The sequence below is a fragment of the Pontibacter aydingkolensis genome, assembly GCF_019443125.1.
Taxonomy (GTDB): domain Bacteria; phylum Bacteroidota; class Bacteroidia; order Cytophagales; family Hymenobacteraceae; genus Pontibacter; species Pontibacter aydingkolensis.
Map to the genome: position 1 here is coordinate 134142 of NZ_JAHYXK010000003.1, position 21532 is coordinate 155673.

The 21532-nt window shown below is 42.7% G+C and carries 17 protein-coding genes and 1 tRNA gene; 5 read left to right on the forward strand and 13 right to left on the reverse strand.

Annotation, left to right across the window (positions count from 1 at the left end):
- Nucleotides 1-52: 52 nt before the first annotated feature.
- A complete protein-coding gene (locus K0O23_RS05120) occupies nucleotides 53-1225 on the reverse strand; it encodes a hypothetical protein (RefSeq protein ID WP_219876322.1) in 1173 nt (390 codons plus the stop codon).
- A gap of 11 nt (nucleotides 1226-1236) precedes the next feature.
- Complete coding sequence (locus K0O23_RS05125; RefSeq protein WP_219876323.1) at nucleotides 1237-3834, reverse strand: TonB-dependent receptor; 2598 nt, start codon at nucleotides 3832-3834, stop codon at nucleotides 1237-1239.
- A gap of 741 nt (nucleotides 3835-4575) precedes the next feature.
- Between K0O23_RS05125 and K0O23_RS05130 the strand changes: the two genes are divergently transcribed.
- The 3 genes from K0O23_RS05130 (at nucleotide 4576) to K0O23_RS05140 (ending at nucleotide 8331) form a co-directional block, all read left to right on the forward strand.
- Nucleotides 4576-7848, forward strand: coding sequence for a TonB-dependent receptor (locus K0O23_RS05130; RefSeq protein ID WP_219876324.1), 3273 nt, complete (start codon nucleotides 4576-4578; stop codon nucleotides 7846-7848).
- Between the two features lie 116 nt (nucleotides 7849-7964).
- Nucleotides 7965-8038 (forward strand) — tRNA-Ala (locus K0O23_RS05135).
- Between the two features lie 41 nt (nucleotides 8039-8079).
- A complete protein-coding gene (locus tag K0O23_RS05140; RefSeq protein ID WP_246596940.1) occupies nucleotides 8080-8331 on the forward strand; it encodes a GIY-YIG nuclease family protein in 252 nt (83 codons plus the stop codon).
- Nucleotides 8332-8447: 116 nt separating this feature from the next.
- Here the strand turns inward: K0O23_RS05140 and cysK are convergent, their stop codons facing one another.
- From cysK to K0O23_RS05170, 6 genes are all read right to left on the reverse strand, one after another.
- Nucleotides 8448-9365: a cysteine synthase A gene (cysK, locus tag K0O23_RS05145; protein WP_219876325.1), complete on the reverse strand. Its 918-nt coding sequence runs from the start codon at nucleotides 9363-9365 to the stop codon at nucleotides 8448-8450.
- 11 nt (nucleotides 9366-9376) lie between these two features.
- Nucleotides 9377-10219: a serine O-acetyltransferase EpsC gene (gene epsC / locus K0O23_RS05150; RefSeq protein WP_219876326.1), complete on the reverse strand. Its 843-nt coding sequence runs from the start codon at nucleotides 10217-10219 to the stop codon at nucleotides 9377-9379.
- Between the two features lie 237 nt (nucleotides 10220-10456).
- A complete protein-coding gene (locus K0O23_RS05155; RefSeq protein ID WP_219876327.1) occupies nucleotides 10457-11587 on the reverse strand; it encodes a hypothetical protein in 1131 nt (376 codons plus the stop codon).
- Between the two features lie 325 nt (nucleotides 11588-11912).
- Entirely contained in the window at nucleotides 11913-12635 is a 723-nt protein-coding gene (locus K0O23_RS05160; RefSeq protein WP_219876328.1) for a hypothetical protein, read from the reverse strand.
- A gap of 296 nt (nucleotides 12636-12931) precedes the next feature.
- On the reverse strand, nucleotides 12932-14131 hold the full coding sequence (locus tag K0O23_RS05165; RefSeq protein WP_219876329.1) for an MFS transporter: 1200 nt from the start codon (nucleotides 14129-14131) through the stop codon (nucleotides 12932-12934).
- A 107-nt stretch (nucleotides 14132-14238) separates the two neighbouring features.
- The gene (locus K0O23_RS05170) at nucleotides 14239-14733 is read right to left on the reverse strand and encodes a hypothetical protein (RefSeq protein WP_219876330.1); all 495 of its coding nucleotides are present in this window, start codon (nucleotides 14731-14733) and stop codon (nucleotides 14239-14241) included.
- Nucleotides 14734-15099: 366 nt separating this feature from the next.
- Between K0O23_RS05170 and K0O23_RS05175 the strand changes: the two genes are divergently transcribed.
- Nucleotides 15100-17040, forward strand: coding sequence for a peptidylprolyl isomerase (locus K0O23_RS05175; protein ID WP_219876331.1), 1941 nt, complete (start codon nucleotides 15100-15102; stop codon nucleotides 17038-17040).
- 8 nt (nucleotides 17041-17048) lie between these two features.
- The gene (locus tag K0O23_RS05180; protein WP_219876332.1) at nucleotides 17049-17468 is read left to right on the forward strand and encodes a VOC family protein; all 420 of its coding nucleotides are present in this window, start codon (nucleotides 17049-17051) and stop codon (nucleotides 17466-17468) included.
- Between the two features lie 57 nt (nucleotides 17469-17525).
- Here K0O23_RS05180 and K0O23_RS05185 read toward each other — a convergent pair whose 3' ends face one another.
- From K0O23_RS05185 to yidD, 5 genes are all read right to left on the reverse strand, one after another.
- On the reverse strand, nucleotides 17526-18188 hold the full coding sequence (locus K0O23_RS05185) for a thioredoxin family protein (protein WP_219876333.1): 663 nt from the start codon (nucleotides 18186-18188) through the stop codon (nucleotides 17526-17528).
- Nucleotides 18189-18476: 288 nt separating this feature from the next.
- Complete coding sequence (locus K0O23_RS05190) at nucleotides 18477-18752, reverse strand: hypothetical protein (RefSeq protein ID WP_219876334.1); 276 nt, start codon at nucleotides 18750-18752, stop codon at nucleotides 18477-18479.
- 191 nt (nucleotides 18753-18943) lie between these two features.
- Nucleotides 18944-19639: an ABC transporter ATP-binding protein gene (locus K0O23_RS05195; protein ID WP_219876335.1), complete on the reverse strand. Its 696-nt coding sequence runs from the start codon at nucleotides 19637-19639 to the stop codon at nucleotides 18944-18946.
- Nucleotides 19640-19668: 29 nt separating this feature from the next.
- Nucleotides 19669-21147, reverse strand: a complete 1479-nt coding sequence (locus tag K0O23_RS05200) for a DUF5687 family protein (RefSeq protein WP_219876336.1) — start codon at nucleotides 21145-21147, stop codon at nucleotides 19669-19671.
- Nucleotides 21148-21298: 151 nt separating this feature from the next.
- Nucleotides 21299-21520, reverse strand: coding sequence for a membrane protein insertion efficiency factor YidD (gene yidD / locus K0O23_RS05205; protein WP_219876337.1), 222 nt, complete (start codon nucleotides 21518-21520; stop codon nucleotides 21299-21301).
- Nucleotides 21521-21532: the final 12 nt, after the last annotated feature.

Consider the following 21532-nt stretch of genomic DNA (forward strand, 5'->3'; position numbering starts at 1 on the left):
AAGGCCTGTCGGTAGTTACCGACAGGCCTTTTAAATAGTATAAAGTCTATGATTATTCTCCTTCTTGGGCAAGTTCGTAATCACCTGTCTCTCTTTTTATAAGAATAACAGTATTTACTTTATTGCCACCGGCAAAGTATGTATAGCTTACACCAAACTTCTGACCAACTTCCTCATTAGGGAATTTGTTTTTGATCAAAGCAGCAAGCGCATTAACAATATTACTATTGCTCCAATAGTTAGCGCTACCTTCCCAGCTCTGGTAGAAGTTACCATACTGACCGAGGTTTTTAAGCTGAGCTACTGTTCCTAAGGTTGGCTGTTGTGATATCCAGGTATAATCTGCAGCTGCCAGCGTGTAGCTCTTAGTTAAGTCTGGTACCCAAACACCGTTCTTCTTAGAGAATTTGGCAGTAACAACTAAAGGAGATGTTGCAGTAGCTCTTGTCCAGCTAGAGCCATTGTAAACCATTGCTGTTACAGCCTGAGATGTTTTGCCACTTTCAAAGTATGTATAAGCTACATAGTACACACCTCCAACCTCTGCTCTGATATCATTTTCGATCAAGAAACGATTGAAATACGTGCCTAACATATCCTGGTCAGCAGCAGTAAAGTTGTTGTAACGGTTACGGTTCACAGAAACATAGTCAGCTTCAGTTACCAGGTATGATTTTACCCACTCACCGTTGATGAAATAGAAAGCATCTGTTACGGTTTTAGAAGTTGGAGAGCCACTACCATCGTAACGGGTATAAGTTAAGTTCACCATTCTTCCTTCTACTGGCGCGCCATTTGCTTTTGCCTGCTCAGCAGGGAATTTCGCTTCTAAAAACGCTTTTATCTGTGACCAGCTATCAAAGTTTGTAAATCTGGCACCACCAAGCTCATAATCAGACTTCTCAGTGATTGTATAATCAATCTTAGTCTTTATACCAACACTAGGAACCAGGTTATACTTAACTATTACCGAAGATCCGTTTTCAAGTTGAGGGTATTTACGGTTCAGCATTGCTGGAATAGTGGAGATCGCCTCCTCATTAGAACCGAAATAGGTCACCTTCATTTTAGCATTGTCGTAATCAGCCTTTACTAAAGCAACTTCAATGTCTTTTTTGTTAAATGGCCCCTTCTGAGCATCCAGCTCTTCATAAACATCCTCCATTGGGTCACATGCTGTGAATACCAGCATTAAAGAGGACAATAGATATAATAACTTTTTCATCTAAGTATTTATTAGAAGTTGATTCTTAAAGTTGTTGTCCATGTTCTGCCTGTACCAAAATACACGAATGCGTTGCTGGCATTGCTGAACTGTGGGCTATTGTCGGCGTTTGGATTACGCTTCTCGTAGTTTGCAAGCGCATCAGAAATGTACTCGGTGTCAAACAGGTTATTCACGTTACCAATAAGAGATGCGTTTAGGCCAGCCACTTTAAATTTGTAAACAGCATTCAGATCAAACAAAGAATAGTTCGGAACCATCCATGGATCAGTTTCTCTGTTCTGAGGCAAGTTGATAGGGTTAAACTCTGAGTTAAAGTTGGCAAAGTAGTTATAGTCAACTCCAAGCTTCAGTCCTTCAATTACTCTAACATCCAAACCAATAGCAGCTGTTGTTTGTGGCGCATCACCTACTTTAAGGCCTGCCATCGTTATTGGTCCTATTGTTTCTACTACTTTTTCAGTTTGAGGATCAATCACAGATACTTCGTCCAGGTTATTTAACCAGGTCCAGTCGCCAAGAGAAACCATACCTGTTAATGTAATTGCTCTTACAGGCTCGTATCTAAAGTCGATCTCAACGCCCTGGTGAAGTGCATCAACACCCAAAAGGTTAGCAAAAAGAGGCTCGTTAACATTCTGGCCAGGTATTCTTCTTGTAAAAGAGCGGTCTTTCCAGGTTGTTCTGTACAGGTTTACGTTTGCAGAAAGGTTAGAAGCTCTGTAGCCATAACCTAGCTCATAGCTAAGAATCTTCTCATTCTGTGCGTCTTTGTTAGCTATGTTCTGGTTATTAATGAAAACCGCATTAAAGAAAGGCGCTTTCTCGAAGTAACCAACATTAGCGAAAATGTTATGGTTATCAGTCAGGTTATAGTTTGCACCACCCTTTGTCTGGTAACCAAGGAAATTTACAACATCGCTTTCACGCAGTGGATCATCATTTTTGTATCTGAAATAATCGATACGCTGATAAGAAGTGTTAGACGCCGCAAGTGATACGAATGCCGCTAAAGGACCTGACTTATATTCTCCCTGAAGAAAACCACCTTGCCAGTTTACGATACCGTCATTATTGAAACCTATCTTGTCTCCGTTCTTTGCTCTCTTGTTAGGGTTGTTAACATCACCGTTATCAAGTACATACTCAGCACCTAGTAAATCTCTCACAGAGTTATAGTGCATACCCTGGTAGTATCTCAGGTCTAAGCCTGCCAACAGGTCAAACTTTTCGCTAATTGACTTCTGGTAAGTGCTTAGTGCGCCAACCCACTTATGCTCGTTTCTGTTAGACTGTATGTAAGCTAATGCTCTGCCATCCTGTGCCTCTACGTTCATGTCTACAATAGCATCTATATCTACAGGAGAGTATTCGCCGCCTGTTCTTGTGCCAAGGAATAAGGTAGAGTTGTTTGGATATGCATTACCGCCAATACCCATCGAGCCATAAAGTGCCGTAGATAGGAATGAAGTTTCGTTAATGTTCCAGTAGTGGTTTAATGAAACCTGTGGTTTATGATAGTAGTTACCGCTTATCGTTCTTGCTTCGCCATTGTGGATACCCCAGTTAGGAGTAAATCTTCTGCCTTGCGGAGCATCTCTGTAATACTGGATACCTTTGCGCTCAAATCTTGAACCATGCTCCTGCGGTGCGCCAAAGCCAGTTAAAGAAAGCGTGTGTTTGCTGTTGATCTGCTTAGACACGTTAAAGAAATAGCTATAAGCTTCGAAACCTAAGCCTTCGAACCAGCCTTCACCCTCTGTCTTAGAGCCGGCAAAAGAAACAGCCCAGCCATTTTCAGTTAAACCTGTAGAAAGTGAGAAGGCAGTTTTAGAGAAACCATTGTTACCTATGCCTTGAGAAATAAAACCACCTTTTGTAGCATCAGTGGTTTTAGTAATAATGTTGATCGTACCACCAATAGAAGGCACGGCCACTTTAGAAGCACCTAAACCTCTCTGTACCTGCATAGACTTGGTAACATCATTTAAACCAGCCCAGTTAGACCAGTAAACTCTACCGTTTTCCATGTCGTTTACAGGGATACCATTAATCATTACAGCAATGTTAGCACTCTGAAAACCACGCAGGTTAATTCTTGAGTCGCCGTAACCACCGCCTGTACCTTTAGTTGCATAAACACCAGGAGTTGATTTAAGCAACTCAGGGAATTCCTGCTGAGCACCCTTCTCAACAATTACTTCGCTGGTGATAGACGACATCGCAACCGGTGTTTGCCTGTCGATGGCGTAGCTGTTTGCTGTGATAAGCACCTCGTTTAAGGAGTTGGCGTTAGCAGCTAATGCTACTGTTCCTACATCCTTAGTTCCATTGATACCTGCGACAGATACTTCTTTCTGAACGTATCCAACGTAGTTCACTAAAATAGCCGTTGCGCTTGCATCGTCTACTTTCATCGAAAAAGTACCATCAGCAGAAGTTGGGACTGCCTGGTTCGTACCTTTAAGGATTACAGTTGCACCTGGTAAGGGCTCTTTAGTAGTTGCATCCACAACTTTACCTCTCACTGTGCCTTGTGCAAATAGTTCTGCTGGCGCCATGCCTAAAAACAGCACAAGCACAACAAGACTGAGTAAATTGTACTTCATTTTTTGTGATTAAAGATGGTTGGTTGATTTTACGACGCGAAGATACAATTAGTAACCTCTAAATCACAACCATATGGGTTAAAAAAACGTAAAAGGGCGGGCAAATTTTTAACATAAAAATAACTGGCAACTAATCTAAAATAATACTAATAAAAGATTGCCACACTTTTACAAATCTGTTTTTCAAAATCACTTAAATTAGTATTCTGCCCTACCAATAGCAGCACTTTAAGTTTAAGAGTAGCTTATCAGCTATTAGCAGACTTTAACTTCACAGCCTAAATTATTCTATTTATCAATTAACATTACATCTGCTGTTATACTTCGGAAAAAGGAACCTGACTAATAAAATGAATTTGCCACTACTAACTTATACAAAGCATGTAAACTTAAAATCTTGATTCTAATTTCGCTTACTCAAAAATTAAAGTAGAACACATAAATCATTTCAGCACAAAGTATAAACACCCAATAAACCCTGCTGCCCAAATGCAGAAAAAAATCAATCGCTAAACATTGATAATATTCTCTGCCACGCACCTGCGCCCCTTCCATTCAGCATTGTTAAATCCAACATAAAAAACTGATAATTAAAATATTACAAATCATGTTGCTTTAAGAAAAAAAATAAACCTGCCTAAACGGTTGCACGCAACAACAAGTAACAAATAAATAACACAAGGCATGATTGATATATGGAAACGGCAACTTACATTTGCGCCAAAATCAATCAACCCATTTATGAAAAACATTTATAGTGCATTATGTCTCGCCCTAGCAATGGTACTGACAGTTCAGTACAGCTGGGCACAAGGAAGCACCACGTCCGCTATGAACGGCAGAATTGTCGATGAAAGTGGCATGGGATTACCAGGCGCAACAGTAGTTGCAGTTCACACACCAACAAACACACAATATGTAGCTGGTACAAATACTGATGGCCGCTATAACTTTCAAAACATGCGTGTAGGTGGACCTTACACCATCAAAACCAGTTATGTTGGTTATCAGGAACAGCGCATAGAAAATGTTTACCTGAAACTCGGCCAAGCGCTTAATTTGGATTTCAAACTGACTTCAGGTAATGTGAACTTAGGAGAGGTTGAGATTGTAAGCAAAAAAGACAACGTAATCAATATTGATCGTACAGGAGCTGCCACTAACGTAGCGCGCGATCAAATTGAGAAGTTACCTACTCTTAGCCGCAGTATTCAGGATTTTACTCGTCTTACACCGCAAGCAAATGGTAATTCTTTTGCCGGACGTAGCGGCAGCTTTAACAACACTACTATTGATGGTGCTTTGTTTAATAACTCTTTCGGTCTGCAGGCAAATGTTGGTTCTCAGACTGGTGCTCAACCAATTTCATTGGATGCTGTTGAGCAAATCCAAGTAAATTTGGCTCCTTATGATGTTCGCCAAGGTGGTTTTACCGGTGCAGGTATTAACGCTGTCACTCGTTCAGGAACTAACAAATTCAGCGGATCTGCATATGTTTTTGGTCGTAACGAAGACCTTGTAGGCCTTAAAGTTGGCGATACTGAAATGCCAAAGCAAAACTTTACTCTTTCACAGCGTGGTGCACGTATCGGCGGCCCTATCTTGAAAGACAAATTATTCTTCTTTGTAAACTATGAAGAAGAAAGAATGTCAGCTCCAGGTGCAAACTTCATAGCTACGCGTCCAGGTTTAACTGGTTCTAACGTATCATCAGCTGACGCTGAGAAACTTGATGCTCTTAGCAAATTCTTAAAAGATAAGTTTAACTATGAAACTGGACCTTATGAGGCCTACAACATGGACACTTATAATGACAAGGTCAATGCGAAGTTAGACTGGAACATTAACAAGAACCACACATTCTCGTTCAAGTATAATTACTTAAAATCTTGGAAAGACATTCCTGCATCTAACTCTGGTGCACCAAGCGGAGGCCGTCAGCCTAGTATCAACGCGCTGCCATTTAAATCTTCTTTTTATATTATTAATAACAACCTGAACTCATATATAGCAGAATTAAACAGCCGATTCGGTGATAAATTTGCTAACAACATGATCTTAGGTTACACTGCATTCCGTGATTTCCGTGAGAGCAGTGGCGGTATTTTTCCACTTGTTGATATTGAAAATGGCAATGGCGTAGGATTCACAACTTTTGGTTATGAGCCATTCTCTGCAAACAATAAGTTGAATTCTGATGTATTCCAGTTCAGCGATAACTTCTCTATCTTCGCTGGCAAGCATGTGCTTACCCTTGGTACTTCTAACGAAGCTTATAAATTTACCAATGGTTTCGCTCCTAACTTCTATGGCCGTTACCGTTATGCTTCACTTCAGGACTTTTATGATGACGTAAACAACGGCACAGCCAAAGCAAAGGAATATCAGTTACAGTACTCTGCTCTTCCAAACGGCGAGTTCCCTTTTGCTGAAATTAAAGCAATGCAATTAGGATTGTATGCTCAGGATGAGTGGACAGTAACAAATAATCTGAAATTAACTGCTGGTGTTCGTGCTGATATGCCAATTTTTAACACTGACCTATTGCGTAACCCACAAGTTGAAGGTTTAACATTCCGTGATGGCGAGAAAATTGATGTAAGCAAAATGCCTGACACCAAAATTCTTTGGTCTCCACGCTTTGGCTTTAATTGGGATGTGAAAGGTGACCAGACTACACAAGTACGTGGTGGTACAGGTATCTTTACCGGCCGTGTTCCATTTGTTTGGATTTCTAACCAAGCTTCAAACAATGGTGTTTTATTCGGTTCATTCACAGACAGAGGAACAGCTGTACGTCCATTTAATCCTAATGTGGCTGCTTATGTACCAACTAATGCAGCAGCAGCATCTCGTTACAACCTTGCAGTTACAGCTCAGGACTTTGAGTTCCCGCAGGTATTCCGTAGCAACCTTGCTATCGACAAGCAACTTCCATTTGGTATAGTAGCTACTTTAGAAGGTATCTTCACAAAAGATGTAAATGCTGTTTATCACAAAAACGTAAACCTTCCGCATGCTACTAGAATGGCTAAAGGTGCTGATAACCGCCCTATCTTCTATCAACTTGATGCGAATGGTAACATCAAATTTGACTCTAAAGGAAATGCTATTCCTAACAGCAAAATCCACACTAGCAATCCTGATATTACAGATGCCATCGTAATGGAGAACACCAGTAAAGGTTATTCTTATACTTTAACAGGTCAGTTGCAGAAATCCTTTACTAATAACCTATTTGCAAGCATAGCATATACATACTCTGACGCACGTTCAGTTAATGATGGTGGTTCAATTGCACAATCAATCTGGAGAGACAGACAAATTTCTGGAGATCCTAATGCTGAAGCACTTTCTTATTCTAGCTTCTTAACAAAGCATAGAGCTATACTTGCTTTATCTTATAAGAAAGAATATTTCAATCACCTTGCAACATCTGTATCAGCTTTTGTTGAGGCGTCTTCTGGATTTAACTACTCTTACACTTATTCTGGAGATATCAATGGCGACTTACAGATTTCAAATGACCTAATCTACATTCCTAGAAATGCTAGTGAAATCAGATTAGTGCCTGCTGATAAAGATGACAAGCGTGATCCCACTACAATTTGGAATCAGTTAGATGCTTATATCTCTCAGGATGCTTACCTTAACTCAAGAAGAGGTCAATATGCAGAGCGTAATGGTGCAACAGCTCCAATGACAACACGCATAGATGTGCGTCTCCTTCAAGATGTTTTCGCCAACGTAGGTGGTAAGAAAAACACGCTTCAGCTGAGCTTTGACATATTCAACTTCGGTAATATGTTAAACAGCGATTGGGGCATTGTTCAGGTGCCTAACAGAACCGGTTTACTTAACTTTGTAGGTTATGAAGCTGATGGCACTCCGAAAGTTTCATTCCCTTATTTAGATAAGAACACATCTACTCCTCTTACAAAGACTTACCGTGATAACACAGGTGAATCTTCTAGATGGAGAGCGCAGCTAGGTATTCGTTACATCTTCAACTAAGCATCATTTGCTTAAACACAAAAAGGGGCAGCAGTAGCTGCCCCTTTTCTTTTATACTATTTATACTTACTTATTTTGCAATTCAGAAAAAACCTCTATTTTTGTGACACTCACACGGGGGATTAGCTCAGCTGGCTAGAGCGCTTGCATGGCATGCAAGAGGTCATCGGTTCGACTCCGATATTCTCCACAAAAGGCAACCTATATGGTTGCCTTTTTCGTTTTGTCAGCATGCCATGTTATACTTACATACTTTATTCACATAAAACTGACCGTTACTATATAGGCAGCTGCCAGGATATGAACGACAGACTTGCCAGACATAATGCTGGGTATAGTAAATCTACAAAAGCTGGTGCACCCTGGCTGTTAAAGCACATCGAGGAATATGAAACAAACTCAGAAGCCAGAAAAAGAGAAGCAGAAATAAAAAAGAAAAAAAACCGAAACTATATTGAGCAATTGATTAGCTCAACTGGCTAGAGCGTCCCGAATGCTTACGGGAAGATCATCGGTTCGACTCCGATATTCCCCACTTAAAGGCAACCTATACGGTTGCCTTTTTCGTTTTGGCAGTATGTCGTTTTATACTTTAACTCTTACACAAACAGATCCTCTACAGACAGATACCTTTCGCCTGTATCGTAGCAAAAGGTCAGAATTTTGGATCCATCAGGTAAGCCTTCCTGCAACTGCTTATTTACAGCAACCAGGGATGCTCCCGAGGATACCCCAATAAATAAGCCTTCTTCGCGTGCGGCACGCCGGGCAAAGTCAAAAGCGTCATCACGCTCCACCTGTATCACACCATCCAGCAACGTGGTGTCCATTATACTTGGGATAAACCCTGCACCTATACCCTGTAGCGGGTGCGGACCTGGCTGGCCACCACTAAGCACAGGCGAGGCAGCAGGCTCTACAGCAAATACTTTTAGCTCCGGAAAATGGCTTTTCAGTACTTTTGCCACGCCGGTAATATGACCTCCTGTACCTACGCCAGTTATAAGATAATCAAAGCCTTCCGGAAAATCATCGAGTATCTCCTGGGCCGTTGTATCTATGTGTATCTGCACGTTGGCCTCGTTATCAAACTGCATGGGCATCCAGGCATTTTCATTCTCTTTCACTAATTCCTGTGCTTTTTCGATAGCCCCTTTCATACCTTTCTCGCGTGGGGTAAGTTCCAGTTTAGCACCATAGGCAGCCATCAGCCTGCGCCGCTCTATTGACATAGATTCCGGCATCACCAAAACTAAATTATATCCTTTTACGGCAGCTACCATAGCCAGGCCCACACCTGTATTGCCGGAAGTCGGTTCTACAATTATACTGTCCTCTTTCAGAATTCCTTTTCGCTCCGCATCCTCAATCATAGACAAAGCGATCCTGTCTTTTATACTTCCGCCGGGGTTGCTGCGCTCCATTTTCATCCATACTTCTGCCTTATCATCAAATAATTTATTAATGCGCACGTGCGGTGTGTTGCCAATGGTGCCAAGTATAGTAGTTGCTTTCATATGTTGTGTTTTTAGATTGAAAAGTTGATGAGGTAAGACGGGTCGGGTTTCTGGCTAACCTTAATCTGAGGGCGATGGTATACTCTTGAATAGGCAGGTACGCTTTCTGTGAGCCATACATTACCTCCTATCAGGCTGTGCCTGCCCACCACTGTTTTTCCGCCAAGAATGGTTGCCCCGGCATAAATAACCACATTATCCTCTATGGTTGGATGGCGCTTGGTATTGGCCATGGCTTTATCTACACTGGCAGCCCCTAAGGTTACGCCCTGGTATACTTTTACATGATTGCCTATAATGGCTGTCTCCCCGATTACAACACCTGTGCCATGGTCTATGCAAAAAGCAGTGCCTATTTTTGCCCCTGGATGTATATCTATACCGGTTTTAGTATGTGCATGTTCTGAGTAAATGCGCGGAAGCAACGGAACATCTAACTGATAAAGTAAATGAGCAATTCTGTACACTGCCACTGCATAAAAACCTGGGTATGTGCGGATCACTTCATCGGTATTTACGGCAGCCGGGTCGCCTGCTTCGATGGCGCGTGCATCATCCATTATCTGTTCGTATACTTCTGGCAGGGCATTAAAAAAGGAGTTTACTATACTTGTCGGGGAATCAGGAAGACGTTCCTGAAGCTTTCCAAGAATTAATTCCAGGTCAGATTCCAGCACACGCAGGTGGTGCTCCACTTCATCACCGGATTTGATAACCTGCTCAGATAAAGGCGGGAAAAGCAACTGAAGCAAACCATCAAGAAATGCACAGCTTACAGATGGCGGCACTACATGGGCAGTGTGCAGGTGGCTATTTACCAAGTGCTCTATAAAGTTCTTTTTGTCTGTAAGCATAAGCTATCATTTATACTGATTACAGTTGTTTTTATACTTTAAAACTATAAAGATGTTCTGTACTGGATTGCTTTTAAGACTATACTCGCTATAGCTAAGTATAGTCTTAAATAAGTACTACCTTGAACTTATTGTATACGCTTATCCAACAGATGGCATTTTGCTGTAAAAATATAAGCGCTCGTAGCATTAACTACGAGCGCTTAACTTTGTTAGGGTTTAAAGCCTGTTTTATGCTTAATTGCAATGAGGCACTCCCATTCTACCGTTATTATAGGCATCCAATATTTCAGCCCACTGAATTAAGGTACTTCTGCTTGGGCTAGACTTGCCTTCAAAATATAGCGTAGCATTATTGTACACTGTTAATACATTAGCTGGTATAGATGCACCTGCAGCAACATTAAGTTTAGCAGCAATATATTGATGCGCTAAGATATAGTATGCATCTCCTTTAGGTGGCGTGTTAAGTACTTCCATGTAGTTCTTACCACTGCTGAAGAATGAATCATCATACAGGCTACCCCAGGCTGGATCTACTTTGGTCTTGCCATTCTTATTACTCTTACTGTTCGGAGCATGGTTTTTCCAGTATCCCTGAGTTCTGGTACAGCCTCTTGGCACTTCCGGTACATTTACACAGAACATGATATTATCAATAGCTCCTGATCCAACGGAAGTTCCTACGCCATCAAACACAACGATAAGCTTTTTGGCGTTGGCTACGTTCATGTTTACAGTTTGTGCGCTACCTTCTGCTGCGAACATCTGAAGCGGGAAATTATGAATTGCATTACTTGCATCTAGTACCCGTACATAAGATTGATTTTCTACCACATGATTGTTGTCAACATCTACCACTACAATAGATTTTAGCGTAACAGGATGTGCAATGGATGAGAAGTCCATTTCTATAGTTGCTCCCCAGGCATTATCGCTTGGCTCCGAGTACTTGAAACCATCTTCACCTATGGCATTAGGAGTAGCAGCCACCTGGGCAGGTGTATACATGTTAGCCATCAACATCTTGCCTAGTTCTTTTCTTAACCCCAAGTCATGCCAATCGTCTCCTGTTGGGTTATTGGCATCATATACTCTTGCTACGTTTGTGCTGGTGTACACGTCGCTTGTATTACCCTTCTCTCTCTTCATGGCCATAATACCCACTGTACCATAAGCTCCGGATACCTGGGTAATAGGGAAATTACTGGTTGAGAAGTTCTCGAAGTTTATGGTGTAACAGTTTTGAACCACCGCATCCTGGCTAGCTGAAGAATTTAATGATATCATATCATCTTCTTTCTCGCAGCCGAAGATGAACATGGCACCCAGACACAAGGCACCAATTTTGTTTAATTTTCTTTTCATAATTTTCACAGTTTTCATAGTTAAAATAAAATATTTATCACTTACCACAACCGCTTGAGCATAGCAGTGAAGTCCATGACATACGGCACAGAATAACTAAATATTATATTTAAGGGTGATATTACAGCTTTGGGTGCGTGCTGCAATTATAGGAGGGTGATTACCTGCTGATGTTAAAAACAGAAGCCGGGCAAACAGAAGGCTACCAGGCTTAGGGCACTCTATTTATACTTTAAAAGTTAAGTAAAGTATAAGATTATTTAATTTATTTTTCAATACTGCCTGTTTAGTGTCGCTAACAGGCAGTATTGAATTACATTTATTCTTAGTTTCTGCAGAACTCGATCACATCAATGGCACCAGATCCTGCTCTTTTGCCTTCGCCTCCGATCGTAACGCGTATTTTAGCTACGCCAGGTGTATCCAATGTGTTCAGGCGTGTGGCACCAAAAGCCCCCGTTACAGGCAGGTTAAAAGTTTTGATCACGTTTCCGTTCCTGTCCAACAACTCCAGTTTCGAATCTGCCTCATCTGCAGTAATATCCAGCACATGAATGGCTTTTAAAGTGATTGTTCCCATTGCTGAGAAATCCATCTCCAGCTGGCTGCCCTGGTCATAGATCGAGGTTGTGTTTCCCTGCACTTTACCGGCGGTAAGCACATTACCCATTGGCCTTACGGCGTCTTTGTTAGGGGTAACAAAGTTTTTGTTTTTTGGGTCTGGCTGTGATGTATTGTAAAGTATGGCCGCGTTATTATTAAGATAGTTACCTCTGTCAGTAGCAACGTTATTACCTCTTGCAGACCTTAATTTAGCTGATACTCGTACAGGCGTGCCTTCGCTGTATACTGTTGTTATAGCACCTGCTATGGCTTCAACCTCATTATATTCATCAAATTCAATTATCTCGCAGGTACCCGGGGCGGTACCAAAGTTTTTACTGCCGTTTGCCGATAATGGAGACGTCGCATCGCTTTCATTCTCACAACTCATCAATACAAAACCTAACGCAAAAACACACAGCGATCTTAAAGTAAACTTTTCCATACTCACACACTTTAGATATTTTAACACATACTATCAGCTCTTCCACTCAATTGGTAAAATCATACTTACACCTGCTATACTTTTTAGGTCAAAAGTCTGCTGAATAATCCGGCTATAAAAGCTTAGGTAAGTTTGAAGGGAAGTGTAAGAACTGTATTGAGGGTGTTTACGGGCGAAGATCAAAAGGTGTTCGTTGTTTTTTGATTTTTTTAGTGAAATTTTTTCATATCAAAAAATGGTCTAACATATAGTAAAACCACATTTTAAACAAGTTATCATATATAGATAGTACAATATTACTGGTTATACTTCTGTAAAAAAGAAGGGCGATCCAGTTGCTTTTTAGATAGCAGGACAAGGTAAAGAAAAGACACAGCAGCAAAGCCGGCTGATACCCAGAATGTAAGTGTAAAATTTGCCACATTGTTACTATAGAGCCATCCTGAACTGAGTGCTCCTAGCCCAATGCCTGCCTCCAGTGCAATATACATGGTTGCCATAGCGCGGCCTCTATGAGCTTCGTGGCTAAGGTCTATGGTCCACGCAAAAACAGTGGGCGAGTTCATGCCAACTGCTACCCCGAAAAGCATTCCCGCCAGCAACAGTTGCGTAGCCGATGTACAAAGGCCTATGGCAAGCATGGCTATTGTAAGTAAGCCTGTACTTACCCGCAGCACATTAATGCGGCCGTACTTATCAGAAGCACGCCCGGCCAGAAAACGAATAGCCAGCGACGACACCGTAAAACTAGTAAAGAAGAGGCCTTTGTTTTGTATACCTAAATGCGCACTAAAGTCTGGGATGATGGTAAGTATAGTACCAAAAGCAAATGTAGAAAAAAGCATTACAACAGATGGGCCCCATACACGCGGCTCAAAGAGCTCTTTTTTGGAAATACGCAGCAAGCCCATCCTGAACCGGTGCGGGTTATCAAGGGTTTCATGCATGCGCACCAGCACCGCCACCGACAGGAAGGCTGCAAAAGACGATGCATAGAACATGGTGTTTACGGAGAATTGATTGGCAATGGCTCCACCTAATGCTGGACCGGCAGCCATGCCCAGGCTACCCGAAAGCCCTATCAGGCCCATTGCTTCGCCGCGTTTCTGCATCGGAACCACATCGGCCACATAAGCTGAGGTACCTGTTGGCGTAAAGCCCGTAGAAAAGCCATGCAGGAAACGTAACAGCAGAAAAGCCGCTACAGAGCCGGTTACAGGATACAGAAAACCAGCCAGTATACAGACAGCCCCGCCCACCATCATAACAGGTATGCGACCTATCTTATCGGCAAGTTTGCCGCTAAAGGGCCTCGACAAGCCAGCGGTAAGCGTAAACAGGGAAATAATAAGGCCTTTATACTCTGCGCCTCCCAAACTGGTAAGATAATCCGGAAGCTCCGGAATAATCATGTTAAAACTGGCAAAGAAAAGGAAAGAGCTCAGGCACAGCAAACCAAACTGAAGACCATAAACCCGCGTAATTTGCTCTGCCATACTTTATCGATAAGACTGCAAAGTTGGCAAAGCTTGGGCATTGATACCAGCAAAAGATATATTAAAAGTATGACTTAAAGCAGCTCAGATAAAATGAGAAGAGAATATTATGCCACAGAGCTTTGCTGCACCGTTTGCACCCCATTTACCATAATACCTTTTTCCATAGCGGCCAGGTGTATACTTCTGGAAACATGCAGTATTATTTCGGGTTGCTGAATATTACCCAGGCGCATTGTTACACTTTTTCCGGAAGTAAGGTTGAAAACAACACTATGAACAGAGATATCTACTGCATCTACCTCTTTCCAGTGCACAGCTTGCTCTCGTGCGAAAAGTGTCAGCCTATACTTTATGCGTTCGGGGTTCATCGAAAAGTATGCTTCTTTAGTGGCAAGGCTTTTATCGGCGATGAGCCAGAAAGTTACACCCGCACTAAAAACTAGAGCATTGCTTATTGCCCAACCTAAACGAAACGCATCCTGGAGGAAAAATTCTCTGAATAAAGCATATGCCCCGCCGGCAATCAGAAAAAGTCCAAACATCAGCATATACCTTCTGGTCTGCATCAGTTGTTTCTGTGGAAAAAGGTTAACGTACATGTATTCTAATTAAAGGTAAAATAGCCTGGTCTTTTGCCCCATTGCTCTGTATGCTATACTTTATTAGTTTATTTACTTGTTGATAATCAGGAGGTTTGCCAAAAAATTTCGGATTACAACCAAACAGTTCCTGAAACACAATTAGTTCTTTTTCAAGGAATACTTGTCTTTATTACTGCAATTAATGTCTTAGTTGAAGATGGTGTCAAACTAAAAATAATTCAATTAAATAATGCCTATTCCCTTAAAAAGGAGCATAGGTATAAATATAGTAAAGTTTAAAGATATATCAATCAGGGCACATTTATTTTATACTTTAACCTGTAGATGATTTTGAGTATATTGAGGTGCAAAATAAAAATATCCATGAAAAAGCTTTCCATCATTGCCGGAGCCGTTTTGGCTTTAGCTGCCTGCCAGCAACTGCCTCAGCAAACCCCGGAAATTGCCCTTAACAAGTTCTCAGATACTACATTACAAAAAATATACACCCTGCAGGATGAGCGAAACACCGCAGAGTTACTGCCATTTTTGCACCATAACAAACCTGCTTACCGTACAGAAGCCGCGCTTGCATTTGCATCGGTACAAGACACCCTTGCCATTCCTGATCTGTTGGGCATGCTTTCAGACACCACCACCAGTGTACGCAAAGCAGCTGCTTATGCACTAGGCCAGATCGGTCACAAGAAAGCGGAGGATAGTATTATAAAGCACATGCCTCACGAAGGCAAACCTGGAGTACAAGCTGAGTTGCTGGAAGCCCTGGGTAAGCTAGCCACACCTGTTGGCGCAGATTACCTGGCTAATTATAATGCCACCAACCAACTCGCCCTGGCTGGCCAGGCCTGGGGTATTTACAGAGCTGGCTTAAGACAACAGCACACTCCTAAAAGTATAGAACTGGCCATAAAACTGCTTTCATCGGTAAGGCCTTATGAAGCTCGGCTGGCTGCCGCACATTTTCTGGCCCGCACACCAAGGCTCGACCTAACTCCATACCGCCAGCCTTTGCTTAATGCCGCCACCTCTGATGCAGCCCCGGAAGTACGCATGGCAGTAACACAGGCCCTTGGAAAAGTAAAAGCTTCCGATAAGGCCCAGTTCCTATCTACAATTGCGCAAAGCGACCCCGATTACAGGGTAAGGTTAAGCGCCATACGCGCCATGGCCGGACTTGAATTTGCCCAGGTAAAGCCAGCCATACTTGCTACATTACAAGATAAAAATATAAACGCCGCAGTAGCTACCGCTGAGTTTATACAGACAAACCCAGCTGGTGTGGAGGTTGATACGCTGCTAAAGTTATTGCCTGCTATACAGGATGCACGTGTGCGAAGTGGTGTGATCTGGGTAATATTGCGTAACAGCCAGCCGCAAAGCAAAAGCTTTTTAAGCAACCGTTATAAGCAGCAATACCAAAATGTCCGAAACCCATACGACAAAGCCTATCTTCTAAAAGCTTTATCAGGCTACATCGAAAATTATCAATTTATAGCTGAGCAGATGTTCGGCGCGGAGCAGCCAATTATTGCCACTACCGGCATGGATGCCATTATTACCATGCGCCAGCAGGGGGATTTTCCGAGAAGGCTGGATGCCGACTTTGCAGAGATATTTAAGAGAGCCGTTAGCTCCGGTGACGTGGCTTTGGTAGGCATGGCGGCGGCAGCCATACGAGACCCTAAATTTAACCTGCGCAGCCAGTATAAAGAGTATAACTTTTTAACACAGGCACAGCAAAAGCTACAGTTGCCCCGCGACATGGAAACCAACATAGAATTGCAGCGAACACTAGATTACCTGAGCGGCAAAAGAGAAAGTATAACTCCGGAAAACCCGTTCACGCACCCTATTAACTGGACTTTGGTTAAATCGATACCAGAAGGGCAACAGGTGCTTCTGAGAACAGAAAAGGGTACTATAGTGATGCAGTTGTTTGTAGAAGATGCCCCCGGCTCTGTTGCCAACTTTGTGGAACTGATCGATAAAAGGTTTTTTGATAATCTATACTTCCACAGGGTAGTGCCAAACTTTGTGGCGCAGGGCGGCGATAAGCGCGGCGACGGCTGGGGCAGCTCCGATTACTCCATCCGATCAGAGTTTGCGCCTTTACATTATCGCGAAGGGTTTGTCGGGATGGCCTCAGCGGGTAAAGACACTGAAAGTAACCAGTGGTTTATCACCCACTCCCCTGCCCCGCACCTGGATGGCAAGTATACTATTTTTGCTAAGGTAATTGATGGCATGGAGGTAGTTCACCAACTGGAAGTAGGCGATAAAATAATAGAGGTAAGTCTTAAGTAGCATAAAGTATGAGCAAAGTATGGCCCGCTGAATTGCCTGTAGCGCAGGTGCGTATTGCCCGCCCTACAGCTAAATTACAGGAACTTGAATACTTTTACTGCGAGGGTATCGGACTGCAGAAACTAGGCTCTTTTGAAAACCATAATGGCTATGACGGTCTCATGATCGGGTTACCCGGTTACAGTTACCACCTGGAGTTTACGCAACATAAGGCCGGGAGCCCCTGCCCTGCCCCTTCCAAAGATAACCTGCTGGTGCTCTACATACCCGACCGGGAAAGTATAAAACGGATAACCAACCGCCTGCTAAACCTTGGCTACCCGGAAGTACCCCCTGAGAACCCCTACTGGCAAACAAAACACGCTGTAACAGTTGAAGACCCTGATGGCTGGCGGGTAGTGTTAATGCCTGCAGCGGGTATAAACTAAAAGCGGCGACACCAGGTGTCGCCGCTTTTAGTTTATACTTTTATAAGGAGGGTAAGTTTAAGAACAGCGCTCAACCAGTTGCTCTTCCGGGGCTACCAGGTTGCCCCACAAAGTAATCAACTGTGTAAACTCCTTTTGCAAAGTGTAACTACGGTCTTTGCCGTACCAGCCATGCAGTTTCTCTGCCATCTCCTGGAAAGGCACATCATGCTGTTTTGCTTCCATTACCAGTTGTTGCGCAGGTGCAGGTCGGGGGCCCCAGGTGCCAAGTACCTCCAGTGTATCTGCATGTAAGGCAATTAATTTTGGAATAGAGCGGCCACCATTGGTCAGATAAGCATCCATGATTTCCGGGTGCTCGTCGCGGAGCAGCAGCTTTACCTCTACAATAGGCGAGGCATCTGCGATTTTAACGATTGATGGTATATTCTGAGCTGCATCGCCGCACCAGGCCTCTGTAAGTATAACCCAGATCATTGGTGTCTGGAGACTCAGCATTTTCTGCACCAGCTCGTCCTGCAGTACAGTAGTTTTTTCAACCCGTCGCATGCGCTGCATGTTCATGCGGGTGTATTCTACCATAGCTTCAGAATGATTTTGCCCGGTAGTTTTATTTTCAGCCAGCAGTTTATCGATTAGCTCACGATACTGCATGTAGCTGATGGTGTTTTTGAGGGTGTTAGTAGTAATAGGTGTGTTCGTTCTTTTTGTATCAATCATAGGTAATCATTAATATTAAAAAAAGCCATATAAATATATAGCCACTTATATATTACAAATACAGGATATAAATAGTTCCGCTACTCTGCCTTTAACTGCCCTATCTAGTACGACCAACATCAACCAACTCCACCTTACCTTCTGACAAACAAAACATTAGGTGCATCATCGCCAAACCAGATTAATTTAAAGTTTTTTCTCCGTTTAATAAATTCCCGTCTACGGCTTCAGTCTCTATTAAACGAGAATGCTTTTATAAATCAGACAGTTTATTGACTTTAACATATGCTAAGCCGGCATTGGCTCCATTTCCAAGGTAACATCCTCCGGAGAGGCCTTTTTCAGGAGAGAAGAAATGGTATCGTAAGCAAGCAACATATCTACCTGATTCTTATAACAGAATAAAGAAAACACTTCCTGGTTATGGTGCTGCCTTACTACAATATACAGGTTGTGGGCACATGACTCAAAAAAAGAAAGAGAGCGTTTCTCGATGCGGATAACATCAGCGAGAGATAAAGAAATGCCATTACAATCGTGTGGCGCTGGAATTTTGACGTTCATTTTGCCTATGTTAAACTATTGAAAAACTTAGGCACCAGCCAAACATATGACTGACGAATGTGCAGTTTAACAAAATAATTCTTACGAATGAAGCCAAAGTAAGTTTTTATACTTATAAGTAAGTATTTATACTTAGAGAATATTACTTGAGCTACATCTTAGGCTAATGTAAAAATTAATGTTCTATGAACTTAAACCGTAAAGTATGTTTCCAATTCGCGTAGTGTGTTCTCAGTAGTCCGCATATCCTGCACCACTTGCCCTTTCTCCAGAATAATGATTCGCTCACAAACATCTATTACATGACTAAGGTCGTGGCTGGAGATCAGCATGGTCATGCCATTGTTCTCTCTCAGGTTCTTAAGCAGGTTTTTCAGGCGTATCTGGGAGCTCGGATCCAGGTTGGCAAAAGGCTCGTCCAGAATCAGTAATTCCGGGTTAGAGAGTGCAGCGGCAGCAACACCGATCTTTTTTTGGTTACCTTTGGAGTAGTCGCGGATGTATTTGCGCTGGTTTAATATCTCGTCGTTAAATAAATCCATAAAAGGCAGCAGGCGCTCTGTAATGTCACCGTCAGTAAGGCCATGCAGGTCGCCGATAAACTTGAAGTACTCCTCAGTAGTCAGGTAGTCAATCAGGAAGCCTTCGTCCAGGTATGAGCCGGTGTATACTTTCCAATCATCCGACTGCATCACATTGGCATCCATTGAAAGCACTTCTCCTTTGCTTGGCCTGATCAGGTCCAGTATCATTCTGAAAAGCGTGGTTTTACCGGCTCCGTTATTTCCCACAAGCCCCACCGACTCACCAGCTGCTATGTTTAGTGCAGGCACATTAACTACTGTGGTGCCGTTATATACTTTCTGTAAATTGTTTATCGTTAGCATTGTTCGCGTTTTATACTTGTTAAAGATAATTAAGCTGATTGGCGATAGCCGGCTGCCAGTTTATACTTGTGCTCTAAAAAGCGATTGGCAGAAAATTGCAGCAACTGCTTCTTAAAAATAACACCAAGCAAACCAAGTCCGCCAATAGCAGCTATACCGGCATAAGGCACGCCCAGCAACCCAAAAGGCAGGTAAATAAGTATAGGCAGCACCATGGCCGGCAGTATCATCACAAACTTAGAGGCTCCTACTCCCTGCCAGTTAAAGGCACTGCCCTTGCTCAAGTCCAGCCTGTCTTTGTTATACACCGAGAAAAAGAAGATAACAAATACATTAACGCCAATATTATACAGCAGCGTAGCAGTGTTTATAAGAATGATCTTGTACCCAAAAAAGCCGTAGGGCAGCGTGAGCACGTAAGCCAGCAGTATAACAGGAACCACCATCCAGTACTTGGCTCTGTAAAACTGGTAAGGCGAAATGCGCTGCGTTAGTAAACCATCAAAGTGTGCGCTCTGCCAGCCCGGCAAGAACTGACCGTAGTTAAACATCGGCATTCCGGAAAGTATGATTCCTACAAAAATCAGAAACCCGAAGCCGTCCAGGTAAGTGCCTTTGTTGTAAAAGATAAGACCGTAAAAGAGAAAAAACACCGACATGGTTATAATTGACTTGGTGCGCTTGTGTCGCCAGATCAGCTTTAACTCCAGCTCTATCAATTTACCGATCTCTCCGAAGCGGTTCAGGAAAGCAATGTTTGCTCCAGTAACTGCCGCCGTTTTATGCACTTTTAGCTCCTCCGGATAAGTATGGCCTTTTAAGAAGCCATAGTTAAGCGTATAAGCACCCACTAGCAAAAGCATTGGCACTGCCAGTAACCAGGGCTGCTGCAGCATTGCTCCGAAAATAGCTTTAGATACAACCTGCAGTTGTAGCACGCCAATGTAATCGAGCAGCATTAGCAGTGCAATGGTAAGGCCAAAAGCCAATGTATAAAGTGGCTTGGTGCTCATTTGCCGCTTAAAGTATAGCAGCAGGTAGTTATTAAGCAGTGTTATGGCAACAAGCGCAAGCAGCCATACTACAGCCATACTTTGCCCATGCGCCGGCACTACCGCCGATACCATGAAAGGCACTATCAGCAGGAAAGGTAGTAGGTTAAAGAAACTCGGTATTGATTTTAACAGCAGATAGTGCACCAACTTGCTTTTTCTGACAGGCAGGTGCAGGTACGGCTGTACTGCCAGCACAGGCATCTCCTGCAGCAAAAACCTGAAAAACAGATCAATTAGAAAATAGTACAGCAGCCCCCCGTTAAACACGGCAACCACATCCTGTCCCGGAAAAACTTTTAGCAGGATATCATCCAGGTAAAACCCCAGGAACAGAAAAATGCTGCCAAAGTATAAAATAAGCAGTCCAAGGATAATATTAAGTACAAGGCTTTTCTTAAAAACGGAAGATCGCAGTTCGGATTTCCATTGATGGGTAAGTAGCGTCAGGATCATAGGTAATGGAGAAGGAGAAGTATATACTTTTCACAATATACTTAAAGTCTCACCAAATCTCAACCAACGCTACCGTTAATTAGACTAACACAGGATAAATTTATACTTACCGGGCAGAATTACCGATAAAACCATTATAATTAAAGTACGGCTAAGGCACAGGATCATACCCGCTACCTCCCCATGGGTGGCATCGGCCAATTCGTTTCAGTGCCATCCAGCCGCCTTTAAAAGGGCCATACTTATTAATAGCCTGAACTGCATACGTAGAGCAAGTAGGTGTATAACGGCAGGTTGCAGGCTTAAGCGGTGATATCAGGTGTTGATATACCCAGATTAACCCCAGCATCAATTTTTTGAATATCCAGGTCATGGTAAGGTTTTT

Excerpts from the sequence above, each read along its gene's own strand:
- K0O23_RS05170 (WP_219876330.1), bottom strand. The coding sequence starts at position 14,733 with ATGTACGTTAACCTTTTTCCACAGAAACAACTGATGCAGACCAGAAGG.
- K0O23_RS05190 (WP_219876334.1), bottom strand. The coding sequence starts at position 18,752 with ATGAACGTCAAAATTCCAGCGCCACACGATTGTAATGGCATTTCTTTA.
- K0O23_RS05120 (WP_219876322.1), bottom strand. The coding sequence starts at position 1,225 with ATGAAAAAGTTATTATATCTATTGTCCTCTTTAATGCTGGTATTCACA.
- cysK (WP_219876325.1), bottom strand. The coding sequence starts at position 9,365 with ATGAAAGCAACTACTATACTTGGCACCATTGGCAACACACCGCACGTG.
- K0O23_RS05140 (WP_246596940.1), top strand. The coding sequence starts at position 8,080 with ATGCCATGTTATACTTACATACTTTATTCACATAAAACTGACCGTTAC.
- K0O23_RS05130 (WP_219876324.1), top strand. The coding sequence starts at position 4,576 with ATGAAAAACATTTATAGTGCATTATGTCTCGCCCTAGCAATGGTACTG.
- K0O23_RS05175 (WP_219876331.1), top strand. The coding sequence starts at position 15,100 with ATGAAAAAGCTTTCCATCATTGCCGGAGCCGTTTTGGCTTTAGCTGCC.
- K0O23_RS05185 (WP_219876333.1), bottom strand. The coding sequence starts at position 18,188 with ATGATTGATACAAAAAGAACGAACACACCTATTACTACTAACACCCTC.
- K0O23_RS05155 (WP_219876327.1), bottom strand. The coding sequence starts at position 11,587 with ATGAAAAGAAAATTAAACAAAATTGGTGCCTTGTGTCTGGGTGCCATG.
- K0O23_RS05125 (WP_219876323.1), bottom strand. The coding sequence starts at position 3,834 with ATGAAGTACAATTTACTCAGTCTTGTTGTGCTTGTGCTGTTTTTAGGC.
- K0O23_RS05180 (WP_219876332.1), top strand. The coding sequence starts at position 17,049 with ATGAGCAAAGTATGGCCCGCTGAATTGCCTGTAGCGCAGGTGCGTATT.
- yidD (WP_219876337.1), bottom strand. The coding sequence starts at position 21,520 with ATGACCTGGATATTCAAAAAATTGATGCTGGGGTTAATCTGGGTATAT.
- K0O23_RS05165 (WP_219876329.1), bottom strand. The coding sequence starts at position 14,131 with ATGGCAGAGCAAATTACGCGGGTTTATGGTCTTCAGTTTGGTTTGCTG.
- epsC (WP_219876326.1), bottom strand. The coding sequence starts at position 10,219 with ATGCTTACAGACAAAAAGAACTTTATAGAGCACTTGGTAAATAGCCAC.
- K0O23_RS05160 (WP_219876328.1), bottom strand. The coding sequence starts at position 12,635 with ATGGAAAAGTTTACTTTAAGATCGCTGTGTGTTTTTGCGTTAGGTTTT.
- K0O23_RS05200 (WP_219876336.1), bottom strand. The coding sequence starts at position 21,147 with ATGATCCTGACGCTACTTACCCATCAATGGAAATCCGAACTGCGATCT.
- K0O23_RS05195 (WP_219876335.1), bottom strand. The coding sequence starts at position 19,639 with ATGCTAACGATAAACAATTTACAGAAAGTATATAACGGCACCACAGTA.